Source organism: Bacillus sp. UMB0893 (assembly GCF_002858905.1).
Taxonomy (GTDB): Bacteria; Bacillota; Bacilli; order Bacillales; family Bacillaceae; genus Bacillus_P.
Window position 1 is genome coordinate 201,141 of the sequence record NZ_PKLB01000002.1, and the last position, 18,249, is coordinate 219,389.

The 18,249-nt window shown below is 36.9% G+C and carries 14 protein-coding genes and 2 pseudogenes; 2 read left to right on the forward strand and 14 right to left on the reverse strand.

All coding sequences use genetic code 11. The features are described 5' to 3' along the window. Nucleotides 1-267 precede the first annotated feature (267 nt). From CYJ36_RS06665 to CYJ36_RS06700, 9 genes and pseudogenes are all read right to left on the reverse strand, one after another. Nucleotides 268-693, reverse strand: coding sequence for a GtrA family protein (locus CYJ36_RS06665; RefSeq protein WP_101566083.1), 426 nt, complete (start codon nt 691-693; stop codon nt 268-270). Continuing rightward, complete coding sequence (locus tag CYJ36_RS06670; protein ID WP_101566085.1) at nt 677-1,684, reverse strand: glycosyltransferase family 2 protein; 1,008 nt, start codon at nt 1,682-1,684, stop codon at nt 677-679. The genes CYJ36_RS06665 and CYJ36_RS06670 overlap by 17 nt, the downstream gene beginning before the upstream one ends. Before the next feature lie 32 nt (nt 1,685-1,716). Then, complete coding sequence (locus tag CYJ36_RS06675; protein WP_101566087.1) at nt 1,717-3,390, reverse strand: DUF6044 family protein; 1,674 nt, start codon at nt 3,388-3,390, stop codon at nt 1,717-1,719. 720 nt (nt 3,391-4,110) lie between these two features. Next, entirely contained in the window at nt 4,111-7,281 is a 3,171-nt protein-coding gene (locus CYJ36_RS06680) for an ATP-binding cassette domain-containing protein (RefSeq protein WP_101566089.1), read from the reverse strand. A 524-nt stretch (nt 7,282-7,805) separates the two neighbouring features. Next, entirely contained in the window at nt 7,806-8,222 is a 417-nt protein-coding gene (locus CYJ36_RS24310) for an SRPBCC family protein (RefSeq protein WP_185771069.1), read from the reverse strand. A 138-nt stretch (nt 8,223-8,360) separates the two neighbouring features. Further along, nucleotides 8,361-8,570: pseudogene (locus tag CYJ36_RS24315) on the reverse strand (metalloregulator ArsR/SmtB family transcription factor); the annotation flags it as partial. Nucleotides 8,571-8,854: 284 nt separating this feature from the next. Next, nucleotides 8,855-9,085, reverse strand: coding sequence for an SRPBCC family protein (locus tag CYJ36_RS24785; protein WP_101566518.1), 231 nt, complete (start codon nt 9,083-9,085; stop codon nt 8,855-8,857). A 9-nt stretch (nt 9,086-9,094) separates the two neighbouring features. Then, nucleotides 9,095-9,316, reverse strand: a complete 222-nt coding sequence (locus CYJ36_RS06695) for a hypothetical protein (protein ID WP_101566093.1) — start codon at nt 9,314-9,316, stop codon at nt 9,095-9,097. A gap of 226 nt (nt 9,317-9,542) precedes the next feature. After that, nucleotides 9,543-10,391, reverse strand: coding sequence for an aldo/keto reductase (locus CYJ36_RS06700; protein WP_101566095.1), 849 nt, complete (start codon nt 10,389-10,391; stop codon nt 9,543-9,545). A 280-nt stretch (nt 10,392-10,671) separates the two neighbouring features. Here CYJ36_RS06700 and CYJ36_RS06705 point away from each other — a divergent pair, with 280 nt between their 5' ends. Together CYJ36_RS06705 and CYJ36_RS06710 are read left to right on the forward strand one after the other, a co-directional pair. Further along, complete coding sequence (locus CYJ36_RS06705; RefSeq protein ID WP_101566097.1) at nt 10,672-11,088, forward strand: MerR family transcriptional regulator; 417 nt, start codon at nt 10,672-10,674, stop codon at nt 11,086-11,088. A 333-nt stretch (nt 11,089-11,421) separates the two neighbouring features. Then, nucleotides 11,422-12,168, forward strand: coding sequence for an SDR family oxidoreductase (locus CYJ36_RS06710; protein ID WP_101566099.1), 747 nt, complete (start codon nt 11,422-11,424; stop codon nt 12,166-12,168). A 190-nt stretch (nt 12,169-12,358) separates the two neighbouring features. Here the strand turns inward: CYJ36_RS06710 and CYJ36_RS06715 are convergent. The 5 genes and pseudogenes from CYJ36_RS06715 to fdhF all read right to left on the reverse strand — a co-directional run. Next, nucleotides 12,359-12,739, reverse strand: a pseudogene (locus CYJ36_RS06715) (recombinase family protein); the annotation flags it as partial. 275 nt (nt 12,740-13,014) lie between these two features. Beyond that, the gene (locus CYJ36_RS23570; RefSeq protein WP_180850122.1) at nt 13,015-13,158 is read right to left on the reverse strand and encodes a hypothetical protein; all 144 of its coding nucleotides are present in this window, start codon (nt 13,156-13,158) and stop codon (nt 13,015-13,017) included. Nucleotides 13,159-13,296: 138 nt separating this feature from the next. Continuing rightward, complete coding sequence (locus CYJ36_RS06720; RefSeq protein WP_101566101.1) at nt 13,297-14,565, reverse strand: L-lactate MFS transporter; 1,269 nt, start codon at nt 14,563-14,565, stop codon at nt 13,297-13,299. Nucleotides 14,566-14,630: 65 nt separating this feature from the next. Then, on the reverse strand, nt 14,631-15,170 hold the full coding sequence (locus CYJ36_RS06725) for a DUF1641 domain-containing protein (protein WP_101566103.1): 540 nt from the start codon (nt 15,168-15,170) through the stop codon (nt 14,631-14,633). Next, complete coding sequence (gene fdhF, locus CYJ36_RS06730) at nt 15,154-18,120, reverse strand: formate dehydrogenase subunit alpha (protein ID WP_101566105.1); 2,967 nt, start codon at nt 18,118-18,120, stop codon at nt 15,154-15,156. Before fdhF ends, CYJ36_RS06725 begins: the two co-directional genes overlap by 17 nt. Nucleotides 18,121-18,249: the final 129 nt, after the last annotated feature.

An 18,249-nucleotide genomic window follows, 5' to 3' on the forward strand; every position in this document is an offset into this window, starting at 1 on the left:
ATTCAATGTTTTCTGGCAATATCCTGCTTTATGTTGGAAAATGAGTCTTTTGACCCTTTAATTACTTGATAAGTAAATTGTGATTTTTTTATATGTGAAATAAAGTCTGAGGTATTTTTTGTTATTAATGATTATTTAGAACATAGTTTTATTTGATGATAATGAATAAAAAAAAGCAGTAGTTATTACTGCTTTTTTAATTCCTTGCTTATAAATGGAAATTCTCCATTCTTTATGACAACTGAATAAATTAAACATCTGGAAGAGTTAATACTTGAAAACAAAATACCTCTGTCCCAAAAAATTTAATACCGTATATATACCTGTCCCAAGCAAAACAGCCAGCATATCTTGTGTCATGAGATACGTTTGCAGAATCATTTTATAAACGAAATCCGCAGCAACTTCCCCTCCAGAAAATGACACGAAATAACATACTACTACAACTGATGCAAACCTCGGTATACTTTTTCTGATACTGGCATTACTTGAAAATGTGAACGAACGATTAAAGGCAAAACTGACAGCTGCCCCAATGACATTCCCTCCAAAAGTTGACATCCAGTAAGAAATATGAAAAACGTTCAATAAGAGAAAGATTGCTGATAAACCAACTGCAGTGTTCATCATACCCACAAGAATGAATTTAATAAATACCGTTTCATTCTGTTTCAGCTTATTTTCTGAGTTCATAATGATAGTCTTCTTCTTGAATTAGCTTTTTGGGAATAGGAAGATTATACAAGTCAATATCAACAATATATTTAGGCCGCCTTTTTGTTTCTTTATAAATTTTCCCGATGTATTCTCCAACTAATCCCGTTGCAATCATCTGCAAGCCTCCTATCAGCCAGATTGAGGCAATTAAAGAGGTCCAGCCTGTTTGAGTTTGTCCAAAATATTTCATTGTCAGACAATACACGCCAAATAAAAGACTGACAATAAAAGAAAGCAAACCCATTGATAAAACGAAACGGATCGGAGTCACCGAAAATGAAGTGATGCCATCAAAGGCAAAAGAAAACATTTTTCTTAACGGATATTTAGTTTGTCCTTCAAGCCTTTCTTTGCGTTCATAGAAGACACTGGCTGATTTAAATCCTATCAGCGGAACGATTCCTCTTAAAAATAAATTAGCCTCATCAAAGCTTTTCAGTTCCCGTACGGCCCGATGGCTCATTAGACGAAAATCAGCATGATTGTATATTAGATCGACACCCAGCTTTTTCATGAGCTTGTAAAACCACTCAGCTGATTTTCGTTTAAAAAGAGTATCTGTGACTCTTTTATTTCTGACGCCATACACAATTTCATAGCCACTTTGAAATTTATCAATAAATTCTCTTATCACAGTGGTGTCATCCTGCAAATCGGCGTCAATGGATACGATACAGTCAGATCCTTCATTTGCAGTGAACATACCTGCAAGCAATGCATTTTGGTGTCCTGCATTTCTCGATAATTTTAATCCTGCAACTTGTTCCATACGCAGGCATGCTTTATTAATAATTGACCAAGTAGAGTCTTTGCTACCATCATCTACGAAAAGGATTTTGCTTTTATCAGAGATTCTTTTTTCCTTTAACAGACTGCTTAACAGCTCATTGAGAACGTTGATGGTATGAGGAAGAACTTCTTCTTCGTTATAGCATGGAACCACAATTGTAAGTGTCGGTGCTTTCATTATGCATGTCCTCCATGGTGATTATTTAACGATTATTTAACCTTATATAAATATATCCTCCATGCTGAATCGGGAGAATTGAATACTTTATCCAATACTAATTGGTTCTGATCCGGATGATCGATTGGCAAGCCTGAAAAAATGTATGTTCCGCCCATTTGTTTAAAAGGTTCAATATTTAGCTCTAAGTCTTTAAGCCGTTTAGTGGAATTTTTCTTATACATATAATGTTTTCCAAGCTCACTGCTGAAAAGATAGCATCTCCCGCCCCACTCATCAAAATAAATGCGCACCCTATTATTTTTACTTAATTCATTTTCAATGATTCTCCTGAATTGATATTTGTATGTGAGCGGGTAAAAGTTGTTATATGTATCTAATGTGAAAAATCCATTGTATTGAGCTATAGCAGGATGAATTCCAAGGCTAGCCACTCTGTACTCCTCAACAGGCATTCCTATATATTTTTTTATTTCATCAAACTGTTCCTCTGCGTAAAATTCTTTTACGGAAGGTTTTTTTTGATAAACGATCTCATCATTAAAGATGCCTAAAAGACATATCTGGGCCAAAATGCACGCTCCGATTACCCGCTTAAGTCTTAATTGACTTAATAAAATCTTTAATCCAAGAGCAAACCCCATATAAATAATGATCGGACGCAAAAAGTGAAAACGGGCAAAGTTAAATGTATCCAAAAAATGAAAACGATTCGTCAAAGGAAGCCATCCTTTATAAAACCAGAATGCGTACCATGCTGATAAAATGAAATTCAAAATAAATAATAGAACAAATGGTTTTTCACTTTTCCATTTTCCTTTTCGAAATACTACATACATTGCCACCAGAGTAACGGGAAGTATTATCAGTCCATGAACGGTCATGACATGGGTATGTCCTAAAACAAAATTCTTAAATGTGAGCTTTATGACATGCCATAAGGGCAATCTTGCATGAAAATACTCATCCCTGCTATTAGGTTCAGTCGAAAATAAAAAGGAGTAGATTAATCGGTATTCTACAATAAAATACACAAGTGTCATGTATGCTATGGATAATAAAAAAGGAAAATTCCATTTTTTTTCTCTAATCAAGTCCGCAATCCAAAGAATGCTCAATGCTGCTAAGAAAAAGAAAAAACCTAAAACGAAACTTGAGTAAAAAGGGAGTAAAGTTAAAACGGCTACATTATGCCAAGAATGATCTCCTTTTCTAATATTTAAAAAGGCCCAAAGTGCAAGCGGCATTCCAAGGGTGCTAAGCATGCCCGGAGGCCAGAATGGTGTCAGGGCAAATGCTAAGGCTGTGCCGGCAATTATGAATGTATACTGTTGCTCTTTTAAGAAATGTGTCTTTAAAAGAAGGTACATGCCAAAGAAGGCAAAAACTCTTGTGATGGTTTGCGTGAGAGCATATGCTGACATAGTCGGCAGCCATTTATAGAGCCAAATTTGAATATTCAATTCTGAACCAAGTGCATTTCGCGGCAGCCCATTAATGATTTGGGGCAAATTCTCATTAAGACCTTTGAAAAGATTATCGTTTGCCGTTAATACTTTAAACCATGCCAGGTTTGAATCCAAATTATCATGAACGCGTACATGGGCTTCTTCTTTTAAGATAAACAGAGGTGCTACATACAAGGCGATGGCCAATAAACTCAATAAGATGAGAATGAGCTCACCTTTTTTTCTATTTTGTTTCATTAATTCACCTCGGGGCTAAGGCAGGTGTTTTGTATTTTGATATTAATTTTTGCAATATCATATAAATTATTCTATTTACTTTGCTTTTCATATGAATAGCTGCATAGAGGCGCTTCTTGGGAATGGATTTACAGACATTCATTTCTTCTTCCTTTAATTTTATGCAATTTATCAAATGCAAAAGACATTCGCCTGTTTGGACTCGGAATGTAATTCATTATTTGAGTGCACAATCAGTGCCTATTAAATCATAAAATATGTAAAGCACAAATTGGAAAAATGCGATTTAACTATGTTTATATAAAAAGTGACTGCAAAGTAAAAAACCGACAGTCACTACAGTCTTACTTCTTTATTTGATTAAAGTAATTAATTTAGCCGTTATTGATAGAATTAACTCTTACTAGGGGTAGAGTCAAGAAAATGCGGATTTACAGCATTAAGGAAATTACAATAAAAAAAAGCCCAATTTCTCAGTATTAAAATTGAGAAATTGGACTTTTTTCGTTACTCCAGAATAGGCCAGCCAGAAATGACTGGCTGACCTTATAATACGAAAGCGCCCGATTGTTGAAGAACTTAATATTTTATGACTGTTTAAATTCTTCTTTCTTTCATTTCCTAATGTCTACATAATGTGTTGTTGAATTTATAGTTAAGAAGGTATCAGATCAAATTAACGTAGTTCAGTCCATTTAGTCATTGTTTCTGTTGCAAATTTTACTCATTATGCTCAAGGCATTGATAAACCGCCATCATATCTCGTTTATTTAACTCACGAATTCGATTGAAAATTGGAATATCTGCAACAGCCTCAATACTTAAGCTTTCAGCAACAACATCACTTACTTTGCCAGTTAGCCATGTTTGCACTTCTATGCCATCGACGATTTCTTTACGCCCTTCATCATTGATGCCACTTGCATAACAACTAACACATGGCACCGATAATTTATGCACGCCATCATGGAGTCCATCTTCCGAAATGACTTTCTTCCCTTTACAAAATGGACATAGATGACTTGCTTTAATCTTATTAATTTGGGTGACAATTTTTTTGTAACCAAACGCTTCATAAACATACGTTAGTTTTTTGTATTTTCCATTGGTGAAATACTTATCAATAATTGTTTCTCTAGTTTCATCAATATTGGCAAAATCACAGATTGTTATCAGATTTTTGCTGCTTATTGCTTCGATATTGCCTTTAATTCTGTCCCAGAATGGTAAAGCATTTTGTAATACCATTTCATAACCTACAAAGCTTGCTTGTTCCAGTTCAAGCATTTTCAGAGCTACTTGAGTTTCTCTGGGAAGCAAGGAGACATCTTCCGTAAGCGTTATATCCCCGCCAAGAATTGCCTTTACTTTTTCCAGTTCTGGTAAATCCCCTACTGTTTTTATCACCTGATTAATTGGTTGATGAATAATCTCACGAATATCAGTGTCACCAAATTTCAGTTTTTTATGATGGTTAAGCACAGTTCCTTGACAGATTGGACAGATAATCATCTCTTTTGATGCTTTCATATGCTCTTTAATAATGGATTTCGAAATAAACATATAACGCCCAATGATTAAATTAAAGCCTTCCCATGTTCTCCGTGACTTGCCTGCTTTATCATAAAATGACTTTTCCCAATAACCATATAAAAATGTATGCTTTTCTGCTTCTGTCATCTCATTATAGCTTTTACTAATATCTTGACCAAGTTCATTCTTTATCTCATCAAATAAGAATTGTAATTTTGGATATTGATAATATTTTAATACCTCCATCACGTCTGGATGCAATAGACCATCCCAAAATGGAACGGTTTTGTCCTGAATGACAACATCTATATCAAATTTTTCAATCACCAGGCGGCCCGAGCAGCATGGACAATGATTTTCTTGATAAAAGAAATCGAAGCTTCTAGTATCTTTATTGGTCGGATGCGCCGCCACAATATGGTTGATCAGGCCGCCAATTTCATAGAGAAAACTATATTGACTATACAAATGTCTTTCTAGATCAATGGCAATAACGGGTGCAATGGTTTCAGATTCGTATTCACCATAAATCAGACGGGCCATTGATGATAAGCTTTTTAAGATGCCGCCCTTATAGACGTTTTCTGCCTTTTTAAAATAATCGATATGATTTTCTTTTAAATAGGTAATGCCATTTTGCTGCTTGAGTGAGGAAGAAATAGTCAATGGAGCAGCAATATCTTCCCTATTTTTAAGACGATAATAATCATCATGACTGACAACATCAAGATGCCCGACAGGTTCTAGCTGTCTTTTACCAAAATCAACGATAAAATCAGAGCTTTCCAGCATATAGGCATTATGTTCAATCATCATAATTGAAACAGATTCATCTTGCAGAATGACCCTTACACTATCAATGAATTGGTTCAAAATATTTTGTGATAAACCTTTTGAAGGCTCGTCAAAAATAAAAAGAGTATGTGGGTTTCTTGAGTTCGAAAACAGCTCAGATACTAAATGAACACACTGAAATTCACCTGTCGACAAGGTTTGTGTTTTTCGTTCCAACGTCAAATAACCGAGTCCCAGTTTGATCAGTAAACTCAAGCGTTTATGAGCGATGTCTTCATTTGGAAGTTCCACAATAATGTCTTCAATTGAGCGCTGAAAAATATCATCAATTTCGTCACTGTATTTGGTAAGTTTCTTTTTGATATCAAGAAACGTCGCAACGGTTGACCGGCTGGTAATCGACTGGTTTCGGTCCTGCCCTACCATGACCAGTTTATCTTTTGGATATCGCTTCAGAAAATCCTTGGAGATACACTCATTTACAAGGGTCGATTTACCACATCCAGACTCACCTGTAAAGGTTACAACTCTATTTTTGGGAATCTGAATTTCAGCCATTTGAATATTACGACAGTATAGATCATGAAATTGATAGTATTCTGTTGGCATAGACTGATTTCGTTCCCCAAAAACAGGTTTTGGACGAGGTGATTCTTCGACAATTTTTCCCCCGTATTTACCACTGCCAGGCCCAAAGAACAATTGCTCATCAGCTTTATCTAGCACAGTGTCAGAATGATCGATAAGCCAAATTTGATTCTTATAGCCCAATTGTTTAATCTCTTCTAAAATTTTCAATAGGGTTTGGTGATCAAGACCAACGGAGATTTCATCAATAATAATCACGGTATTAACACTTACTGCCATGAATTCTGCTAAATAAAGCCGTGTTAATTCCCCTCCTGACAATGTACCCATGATCCGATTTAATGTTAAGTAACCAATATTCATATTGATAATATTTTTAAGAATATGTTGTTTCGCTTCATTAATATGTAATTCCTCTGAAAGGGAATGAATTGATTCAATGCTTAAATTGTTGATATCGGAAATACTATGTGGTTGATTCAATAATTCTATCTTATATTGCTCAACTTCCGGATTATAACGTCTGCCCTCACACTTTTTACATTCTACATTTTTGGTAGTACCGCGTCCTTTACACTCAGGACACCAGCCTAATGCATTATTAAAGGAAAAAACTTCAGGGGAAAGATTAAATTTTTCAGCAAGCCGCACGCGAATCTCTTTAAAAACGCCGGTATGGGTGCCAATCGTTGAACGCGGATTAGAAGAAATCGATGATTTCCCTAGAAAAAGAACTAAAGGCATGTCTTCCATCTTGATGGCACTAAAATTCGTTTCCATTATATTAGAAAACAAATACTGATATTCAGCTTTGGGCAATAAGGAGACGAGACGCTTCTTGGATTCTTCACCAATGGTTTGACAAAACGTGGTTTTACCAGATCCGGACAAACCAGCAATTCCTAACGATTGATCTTCCGGCAAGACGGCATCTAAACGGTTAATATTGTTGGCAATTAATTGATTTATTTTCATCGGATATCTTCTCCATTCTCTAAATCTAGTATTGCCATGTTAGCACAACTTCAAATGATTTGTTGAGTTTTTTTCGAATCAACAAATTCATTTAATTGCAGCCTGGCTTATCCATTTCGCATGGATTGTAGAAGCGCACGGGGGACATATCAATGCGATAAGGAACAACGATACAAATTGATATTCCCATCGTTGATCGCATTATCTTTCTAATACTTCCTTCTCTTATCCCATTAATTGGTCCAATTCATTGAAAAGGGCGCATTTCTAGCTCCAGAAACACGCCATATAATGGAATAACTGTGGAATTCCTATTTTGTTTAATAGTCTTAGTTGTATAGCGAAATAACATCTTAAATCACAATCTCTTTAATCCTAAAGGTTATTTTACTAATGCTGCTCTCAAATTAACACCAAATAACCTTTTAAACAAGTTCACACATAAACCCAGCCTTCTTTGTTACCTAACAATTCTTACAATCGTTTATAGTTTAAAGAAATACACCAACAGGATAGAGTGTGTGTTACATTTCCTCTAACACTTTTCCGAGCTGATCACCCATATTCATCCAAGCATATTTAGCTCCCTCGATGGCTCCTTCGCGGGCTCTTGTTTCTTCACTAAATCCAGTTTGATCGAGATGAAGATGGATAGTTCCATCTGAACCTTTATTCAATGTCCATGTAACAGTAGTGCTTTCTCCGGCACTTACCCAGGTGTAAGAAAGTTTATTAGGCTCATCCACTACTAATACTTCACTATCTACAATTCCATTCCACCATTCATTTGGCTCAGCTCGGAATTGAAATTTATGTCCTACGATTGGTTTAAAGTCATTTTTCCATATCCATTTTGCAAGAGTATCCGAATCTGTTAAAGCGTTCCACACCTGCTCGGTTGAACTTTTAAATTGAAAATCTAATGATACATCTGGTTTCATTTTTTTTTCCTCCAATAAAAGATTTAATTTAACAATTCTTTCTTTCCAGAATCCATCGTAAAAAGATACCCAATCTTTAATTTCCTGTAGGGGAGCTGCATTTAGTCGATACTTTGTTTCTCTACCAACTTTACGGTCAGAAACTAAACCAGCTTCTTTAAGGATAGCCAAATGTTTAGATACAGCGGTACGGCCCATTTGAAATTGAGCGGTTAATTCGTAAAGAGGTAACTCTTCTGCATCTGCCAACAAACGCAGCAGTTTACGCCGAGTTGGATCGGCAACTGCGTCATAAACATCTCTAATTGGTCTTATCCTGTTCAATATCACTCTCCCCCTGATCTGCATGAATCAAAAACGACACCAAATGGAGTCCTATTCACTATTTAGAATACGGCACTATTTGGTGTCTTGTCAAATTTTATTTTAGTCATAAGGTAACCATTATACCAACTGAGTATGAACAACTTTTTATTTTCTTAGATTTTATCCTTTGAAAAGAAAGAGACGATTACTTTTGGATTAATCGTCTCTTGATGTTTGTGTATTGCCAGTATATTTGTAGTCCCTAGCAAATAGATATGTATTTTTTCGTCTTTCTACTCCAACATATGGCCCAATAGTATATTAATTCACAATTTTAAAAGACATTTCAATTCATTTGTTGTAATACCGAACTCAATATACATCTTTAAAAATGTTAAAGCTTCTCCCCAACCTGTTGCACAAGATAAACATACATCTGCATCTTCAATTAAATAGCCAGTTTCAGTAACAGTAACAACTGTTCCTTCATCACTTTTATCAAAAGTAATAGAGACTTCCGTTTTATATTTATTAGTAGGGGACCAATTAAAGGTTATATTCTTATTTCATTTCACACACAAAATCTCTCCACTATCTTTAACTGAAACATTGTCGGGACCCCAATCCTTCCAAACAAATTTGATATTCCCTTTACCTTCTTCATTCACCTTTATTTCCGAACCTGTCGTAAACCATGAGTCCCAGCCACCCGATGAAGTGATAGTATCAAATATCTTTTCTGCACTCGAAGTAATATAAGTTTTTGGAATAATCGGCGGTAATTTCATTTTTTATATTTCTCCATTCCCATCATCGTTAGGATTTAAACTAATACCTTGTTCTACTATTTGTGCTCTTATAGTTCAATAGGAATATGTCCTTCTCCAAAATTTATTAAGTATAATTAATTCATTTATCTTCTTAACTCTGATGAGAGACATCTTAGACAATTTTATCTTTTAGTGAGTAATGTCATATTAGGTAATTCATTGTAGAGTAGCTGTAGAAACATTCTTACCATAAAGCAAGGGGCTGTTTCATGCTAGGTTTTGGATTGATTGAGTCTAATTGATCCAAATCTTGCTGTGTTAATTGGATTTCAGCTGCTTTCACATTTTCGATAACATGAGTAGTATTACGAGATTGTGGTATAGCAATTGTTTGACCATTTCGAATACACCATGCTAATAATATTTGAAAGATATCTGATTGATGTTTTTCAGCAATTCCCTTTAAAACTTTTTGTTTAGTTAGGTTGGCACCAAAACGATCACCCCGAGCAACTGGAGAATAGGCGATTAATGGCATTTCGAGGTTATTCATCATAGGTACTAAATCAAATTCAATTCCTCGGTCTCCCAAATTGTAACGTACTTGATTTGTTGCACACTTTATTCCATCAGGTAGGTTTATTATTTTTTCTAAGTCATCAACATCTAAATTAGAAACACCCCATGACCTAATTTTCCCTTGAATTCTTGCTTTCTCCAAAGCTTCAATCGTCTCATTAATCGGAATATTCCCTTTCCAATGGAGCAAATATAAATCTAAATAGTCCGTATTTAATCTTTTTAAGCTTTGTTCTAAGCTAATCGGTAAACGCTTTTCCGAAGCATTTGAAGGAAGGGCTTTGGATATAAGAAATAAATTTTCACGGTAATAAGGCTTAATAGCATGTGCAACCAATCTCTCTGCATTTCCATCACCATACATTTCAGCAGTATCAATAACTTGAACGCCATTATCAAGACCAACTCTTATTGCTTCTACTTCTTGTTCAAATTTATCTGCATTATCTCCCATATTCGAAGTACCTAAGCCTATAGGATAAACTTCCCTTCCTGCAATTTTTACTTTTTTCAATTTTTTCACTCCTCCTCACATGAATCTAATAGCCGAAATTTTTTATTTATCTCTTTAAAATAACTTTACATGTTCTCTTTAAACAACATGTTAATCCTTATAGTTAACTCTAGGTCAAGTAGTAAATTTATTGATTGGGTGTGTTTGCATTAAGGATATAGAGGTAAGCTGCACAATCATCTCTTGATACTTTGACACACAAATTTGTCCATGTTAATATTCATTTCATAAAATATCAAGTTAACTAGAGGTTTAGATCATCATGAAAGGGAGATACATTTTGAACACATATTCAATTGGGGAAGTAGCAAAGGAATTGAGCCTTACAGTATATACTTTGCGTTACTATGACAAAGAGGGTCTTATGCCTTTCGTAGACCGAACACCAAGTGGAACCAGAGTGTTTAAGGAATCAGATATCGAGGCTTTAAAAATTATTGAATGTCTGAAATCTACTGGGATGCCTATAAAGGAAATTAAAGCTTTCATAGATTGGTGTACTGAGGGAGATTCTACGTTAAAACAAAGATATGAAATGTTTATAGAACGAAAAGCCAGTGTAGAAGCTCAAATGGAAGAACTAAAAAAAACAATGAATTTGATTGATCATAAATGTTGGTATTACAAGACTGCAATAGATGCAGGAACAGAGGATGTTCATAAAGAGGATAAAATAGTGGTTCCTAATCCTAACTAACAGAAAACTACCAGTATTTCATATTTTTGCAAATGAAATACTGGTAGTTTTTTTCTATTTATTGAACTAGAGTTTCATGCTGTCTCCTCTGCTATCCGCAATCATAAGTTTTAATCATCACTTCATTGATTCCACAGTCTCCACCTATTATAAATATGCTTTCGTTGAAACTATTTCCCAATAGCTTACGCAATAGAACTATACACTTAATAGTTTTTTGTATATTAAATAAAAATTTTTTTAAATTTATCACTTGCGTTAGAGTTCACTCTAACTTTTATACTAAGCGTGTATTATTTTTTCAAAGGAATAATAAGAAAGGATGAAAATAAAATGGCTATTGAAAACAAAGTAGTTGTAATTACAGGAGCAAGTTCAGGAATTGGAGAAGCTACAGCTAAATTGCTAGCTGAGAAAGGTGCAAAACTTGTACTTGGAGCAAGACGTGAAGATCGTCTAAAAGAATTAGCAGATGAAATCAAGTCCAATGGTGGTCAAGCGGTTTATAGAGTCACGGACGTTGTTAATCCAGAGGACAATCAGCAGCTAGTACAACTAGCGAAAGACACTTTTGGTGGTGTCGATGTAATCTTCTTGAACGCTGGAATAATGCCAAATTCACCACTCTCTGCCTTAAAAACTGACGAGTGGAACAACATGGTTGACGTTAATATTAAAGGCGTATTGAATGGTATCGCAGCAGTGTTGCCAACATTTACATCACAAAAGTCCGGACATATCATCACAACTTCATCAGTAGCTGGGCTTAAAGCTTACCCAGGTGGTGCAGTTTATGGAGCAACGAAGTGGGCTGTTCGTGACTTAATGGAAGTTTTACGTATGGAATCTGCCCAAGAAGGTACCAACATTCGTACCGCAACGATCTATCCAGCAGCAATCAACACGGAATTGTTGGATACGATAACTGATAAGAATATGGCAGAAGGTATGACTGCGCTGTACGAGCAATTTGGTATTACACCTGATCGAGTTGCCAATGTTGTGGCGTTTGCGATTGATCAACCAGAAGATACGAATATTAACGAATTTACAATCGGCCCAACAATTCAACCTTGGTAATATTTATTAAGACAATGATATGCAAACTATGCGCTATTATTTTTTCGGAACAACCCGGCTGTCGTTAATATCTCGACAGCCTAACATCATTTCAAAATTCTCCTTAAAAAAGACATTTGCTGCGCAGTATTCGTCTACTACGTAATAGGAGCTACTCCACAATCTTTGCCTTTTATGGAATAAGGAGTGACTATGTGTTCCCTTCCGACAGCTTTCTATATAATGATGCCCTAGACACATTTGTAATTTCACAAATTTGATTTACGGTCATATGTCCTTCCTTATACAGTTTCACTGCATAATTCATTCCAGCATGATTTTTATGGTACTTCTTTATCCTACCATTAAATTTCCCTTCTTTCTTGGCGAGTTCAATTCCTTCACGTTGTCGCATACGTATAAGATCTCGTTCTAGTTGGTTAACACCAGCCATAACCGTAATCAAAAATTGGCTGTATGGATTGTCTTCTGATAAATCTAGCCATATATCCTTTAATGATTTGAGACTTGCCTTTTTATTTCGTATGTAATCAATCAATTCAAATAAATACAGCTTACTACGAGTGATCCTGACGTAAGATGGATCTTCTATTTCAGCTGAATAGCAAAAAAAAAAAGATAAAAGTGTAGAACCAAGAATAAGAACTTAATGAAGTGAAAGAGGAAAAAACATCGATAAAGAGGTGGAAAATAAGGACCTGGTTGAGCCAAAAAAGGTTAGTGAACTTAAAAAGCAGGAACATGATAACTATGTAAATGAGAAGGAAGATGAAACTTTTATAATTATCCGTTCTCTTAAGAGGTTAAACAAAAAGAGCCCCCGTTAATCAGAGGCTTCTCATAAGATCATTCGCCTGATTCAGTAAAATAGGGATTGCTGCCTAAATTTTTTCTCATTTCGTCTGTGATTTGGAATGGTTCAGATGCTGGCTGCTGACTTTCGTGTTCTGCTTGCACACTCCCGTCATAGTGCAGAGGCTTTTCCTCCATATCTTGTTCACCTCCAATCTGTATTGAGTATATTATACCAATTTTTAGTTAAAATTTTCTAAAAATTAATTCTTTTCAGCTATTTTTTTCAATAAAAAACATTCTACTATTAAATAGAATGTCCATGCCAATATCACTTTATGATGGTTTCACTGAATTTGAAGAAGTATAAAGATTCGTTTCACGCAGTTTTTTAATGTTCAGTCTAATAAGCAATGAGATGGAAAGTGCACATACAAAAGCTCCCCCAAATATAAATAGCGTTAGTGAATAGCTATTGGTCGTTTCCCTGATCCAAGAAACAACTAGCGGACCTGCTAATCCTGCTGCCGCCCATGCGGTAAGGATATATCCGTGAATGGCTCCCAGCTGCTTTGTACCAAAGAGATCTCCAATATAGGCTGGTATAGATGCAAAACCTCCTCCGTAGCAAGTTAAGATCAGGAAGATTATTAGTTGAAAAAGAATCGCATTTGAGATACTTGGAAGTAAAAGAAACGCAACAGTTTGGATGGCAAAAAAAGCGGTGTAAACGTTTGGACGTCCAATATAGTCTGATACAGTGGCCCACCCGATGCGTCCAAAACCGTTAAATAACCCCATAATGCCGACCATTGCTGCAGCTGCAGCTGCACTTAAGCCGGCTACATCTTGAGCCATAGGAGAAGCTACCGAAATGATGGCAATCCCGCATGTGACATTAATGAAAAGCATGGCCCAAAGAGCCCAAAAACGGATTGTTTTGATTGCTTCATTCGCTGTTAATTGTGAGAGGTCCCTGTTTTTTTCTTGAGAAATTTCCTTATTACCCTTCATTCCCTCTGGCAGCCATCCTTTAGGAGGGGGTGAAAGATACAGAGAAGATGCAATCATAATGATAAAATAAACCGCTCCAAGTATATAGAAAGTCTTGTCTATTCCTGCACTGCTGATGAGCGAAGCGATAACTGGACTTGCAATGAGCGAAGCAAACCCAAATCCCATGATTGCAAGTCCGGTAGCGAGGCCTCTTCTGTCGGGAAACCATTTTACTAATGAGGATACTGGTGTAATATAGCCAATTCCCAGTCCTATTCCTCCAAGTGCACCATAAAAAAAGTACATAAGATACAATGAACCGATGCTTTCAGCAAAACCGGCACCTATCAAACCTGCTCCAAAACAAATCGACGAAAGAATTCCAGATGTTCTAGGGCCATACTTTTCTACAAAATGACCCATAAATGCTGCTGATAAACCAAGGAATAGTATAGCAATACTAAATGTGAGAGATATCTCACTTAAACCCCAGTTATGAGCCTCTTTTAATGGATTTGTGAATACGCTCCATGAATAGACTGAACCAATCGAAATATGGATGCCAACTGCTGCTGCTGCGATCAGCCAGCGATTTTTTGTTTTCGACATGTTTTTCTCCTCTTTTCAAAAATAACGTAATTCAAGGCAGGCAAACAGTTTGTCTGCCTTGAACATTATTCCAGCGTTTCATTCCTATGGTGTACTTGTTCTTTTGTATTTTGTGAGGTTCTTTCCATATGAGCTGTTTCTTGTCCCATGCCTTTTAAAAAGCTGATCAGCATGGTGACAGCTCGGTTCACTTCAGGATCCTTCAGTGAACGTGCTAAATCAAAATAGCTTGTTTTTTCTGCAGGTTCTTTATTTTCTGCAACTCTGGCGATCCCTGCATCTATTTTAAGTAAAAAGGGTTCCAGCTGTTTAACATTGATCATGCCTAGCACACCTGTCATCAATAACAGGTTTTTAAGAGTATTTGTCGTTTCCTTTTTATCGACAGTTTTGACGAGAATATCCATCACTTTGTCACCTTGTCCAAATAAGCCTTTCAATAAGGATAAAACCCCTCTGTCCTGCATGTGCTGCAGAATCTCGAGCGTATCGATAATGGCTTCTTTATTCTCGATTAAGGCATTTTCAACTTCCAAAAGGTCTTCCTTCCGCTGATCTTCTGCGGTTTTTTCAATTCGAGTTATCGTTTTAATTGCTTTTGCCAACCTTTTTCCCCTCCTTTTTGATGAGATTGCCAGGGAATACATAATCCTTTCTTGCCCATTTTCTCTCTACTTCTACCCCTTTTTGCGGATTTGGTTTCCCATAACGGAAATTCGTTTTCGGCAAAGGGTTGATACCTTCCGTTTCTAATACCTCCAGTTTCGCTTGAACCTCTTTATAAGCTGGTGTATCTGTATCTTTATCTGCGTAGCTGCTCGTAAGTAGATTAATTGCCGCTTCACCAGAATCATTCATTGGCAAATACACTTCTTTTCCTTTTACACGATCTGTTATTAGGCATTGCACTTTCACTTTTCCATAAGGTGAGATAAGTCTTACGAGAGTTCCGTCTTTTAAGCCTCTCTCAGCAGCAAGCGCGCGGGATACTTCGAGAAAGACATTTGGTGTTTTTGAAGTAATTCCCTTTGATTTATAAGTCATATTTCCTTCATGAAAATGTTCAAGCAGTCGTCCATTATTTACGTGAATATCATATTCCTCTCCAAAGTCAAGTGGTTTAGTCCATTCAACCGGGAAGAGACGCGCCTTTCCGTCTGGGAATGGAAATTCATCCAGGAAAAGAACTGGTGTATCTGTTCCATCAGCAGCTACCGGCCAAAGCAGACTTTTGTACCCCTCAAGACGTTCATAGCTAACTCCTGCAAAAAGTGGAGCAAGCATGGCTGCCTCAGCCATTATGTCACTCGGGTGTTCATAGTCCCATCCTGCTCCAAGCTTATTTGCAATTTCCATAATGATTTTCCAATCAGGCTTGGATTCACCTAATGGTTCAAGCACTTGATATAAACGCTGAATTCTCCGTTCAGTATTTGTAAAGGTTCCCTCTTTTTCCAAACTCGGACTTGCAGGCAATACAACATCAGCATATTCAGCTGTTTTTGATAAAAAGAGGTCTTGCACAACGAAAAAATCCAATTTTTCATAGGAAGCATGAACGTAGTTCATATTAGAATCCACGATTCCCATTTCCTCGCCTTTTAAGTACAACGCTTTTACGCTGCCATCATGAATGCCTGCAACCATTTCGTGGTTGTTAAGTCCTGGATGCTCAGGAAGCTTAACTCCCCATCCTTTTTCATATTTTTCCCGGGCAGCAGGATCCGTAATTTTTTCATAGGAAGGAAGACGATCAGGCATGCTGCCGAAATCACTTGCTCCCTGCACATTGTTATGCCCGCGCAATGGATAAGCTCCAGTTCCGGGACGGCCGTAATTGCCAGTCACAAGCAGCATGTTTGAAATTGCTGTGCTTGTATCGCTTCCGCCAGAGTGCTGGGTGACTCCCATTGCCCATAGAACCACAGTACTTTTCGCTTCATGAATCATTTCAGCAATCTTTATCAATTCATCCTTAGAGACGCCAGTCGTTTCCTCTGCATATTCCAATGTGTAAATTTCAAGGCTCCTGCTATATTCATCCAAACCATTCACTTTTTCTTTCAAAAATTGTTCATTAGCCCAGCCTTTTTCAAGTATGTATTTTGTGATGGCTGAGAGCCAAACAAGATCGGTTCCTGATTTTGGCTGGATAAACAAATCTGAACGATCAGCCATTTCATGCTTTCTTAAATCTGCCACGATAAGCTTCTGATCATGAAGCTTATGAGAACGCTTAACCCTTGTAGACAATACTGGATGGGATTCAGCAGTGTTAGAACCAACGATCAGGACAAGTTCAGACATCTCAATATCCTTAATCGTACCTGAATCACCGCCATAGCCGACAGTGCGAAATAATCCCACAGTGGCAGGTGTCTGGCAATATCTTGAACAGTTGTCGATATTGTTTGTGCCAATCACAGCGCGGGCAAGCTTTTGCATTAAGTATGATTCTTCGTTCGTGCATTTTGAAGAACTGATGAAACTTAACGCATCCGGACCATGATCATTTTTTATTTGAGTGAATTTACGTTCGATGAGATTTAAGGCTTCATCCCACTCCGCTTCTCGGAAGGTGTCTCCTTCTCTAATAAGCGGTTTTGTCAGACGTTCTTCGCTGTTTACATAATCCCATCCGAATTTTCCTTTAATGCATGTTGAGATTCCATTTGCAGGAGCCTCGGCCTGAGGTTCGACTTTTAGAATCTCTCTTCCTTTTGTCCATACATCAAAGCTGCAGCCAACACCGCAATATGTGCACACCGTTTTTGTTTTTTTAATTCTTTCTTCACGCATGGCAGCTTCCATATCTGAAATAGCAAGGATTGATCCGTAGCCTGTCTCAACATTTTTGGTAATTTCAATCATTGGACGCAATGTTTGTTTGGCAATTCCGGTTAAATAACCAGCTTCCCCTTCCATCCCTTTTTCCATCATCGCATTGCATGGGCATACGGTAGAACAATGCCCGCATGACACACATGAGGACTCGTTTATTGCAACATCGTTGTCCCAAATGACTCGAGGCCGGTCTCGTTCCCAGTCTATCGAGAGTGTTTCAGTAACCTGTACGTTTTGACACGCCTCCACACACCTTCCGCAGAGAATACATTGATCAGGATCATAACGGTAAAAAGGATTGGAATGATCAACAGGATAAGGTTTCTCGGCAAACGGTATGCTTTGATGATTGATTTTCATTTGTTTCACTGTATTATGGACTTCACATCCTCCATTGTTATAATCACAAACCGTACAATATAGTTCATGATTATTCAATATGCGGTCCATGCCAATGATTTGAGCTTCTTTCACGTCTGCTGATGATGAATCAATGACATCACCGTTTTTAATTTTTGTTGAACAGGCTCTGACGAATTCTCCATTTACTTTTATGATGCAAGTGTCACATGTTTCAATTGGACCAAGACTTGGATGATAGCAAACATTCGGAACGTCAATTGAGCAATCTGCGAGAATTTGAAGGGCTGTCTGATTTTCATCAATATTCGTTTCAGCTCCATTTAGATTGACTATTAGTCTGTCGGACAAGGATATCTCCCCTTTCTCTCATTTTCATTAATGTTCGAACAATTTAGATTACAGTCATTTTTTACCCTCGACCTAAAATTGATAAACAGCCAAGTTAATTGATGTGTAAAGCAAATGATTGTAAACGCT

Bases quoted from the DNA above. Each gene is read 5' to 3' on its own strand.
- CYJ36_RS06665 (WP_101566083.1), bottom strand. From the start codon at position 693: ATGAACTCAGAAAATAAGCTGAAACAGAATGAAACGGTATTTATTAAA.
- CYJ36_RS06670 (WP_101566085.1), bottom strand. From the start codon at position 1,684: ATGAAAGCACCGACACTTACAATTGTGGTTCCATGCTATAACGAAGAA.
- CYJ36_RS06675 (WP_101566087.1), bottom strand. From the start codon at position 3,390: ATGAAACAAAATAGAAAAAAAGGTGAGCTCATTCTCATCTTATTGAGT.
- CYJ36_RS06680 (WP_101566089.1), bottom strand. From the start codon at position 7,281: ATGAAAATAAATCAATTAATTGCCAACAATATTAACCGTTTAGATGCC.
- CYJ36_RS24310 (WP_185771069.1), bottom strand. From the start codon at position 8,222: ATGAAACCAGATGTATCATTAGATTTTCAATTTAAAAGTTCAACCGAG.
- CYJ36_RS06695 (WP_101566093.1), bottom strand. From the start codon at position 9,316: ATGAAATTACCGCCGATTATTCCAAAAACTTATATTACTTCGAGTGCA.
- CYJ36_RS06710 (WP_101566099.1), top strand. From the start codon at position 11,422: ATGGCTATTGAAAACAAAGTAGTTGTAATTACAGGAGCAAGTTCAGGA.
- CYJ36_RS23570 (WP_180850122.1), bottom strand. From the start codon at position 13,158: ATGGAGGAAAAGCCTCTGCACTATGACGGGAGTGTGCAAGCAGAACAC.
- CYJ36_RS06720 (WP_101566101.1), bottom strand. From the start codon at position 14,565: ATGTCGAAAACAAAAAATCGCTGGCTGATCGCAGCAGCAGCAGTTGGC.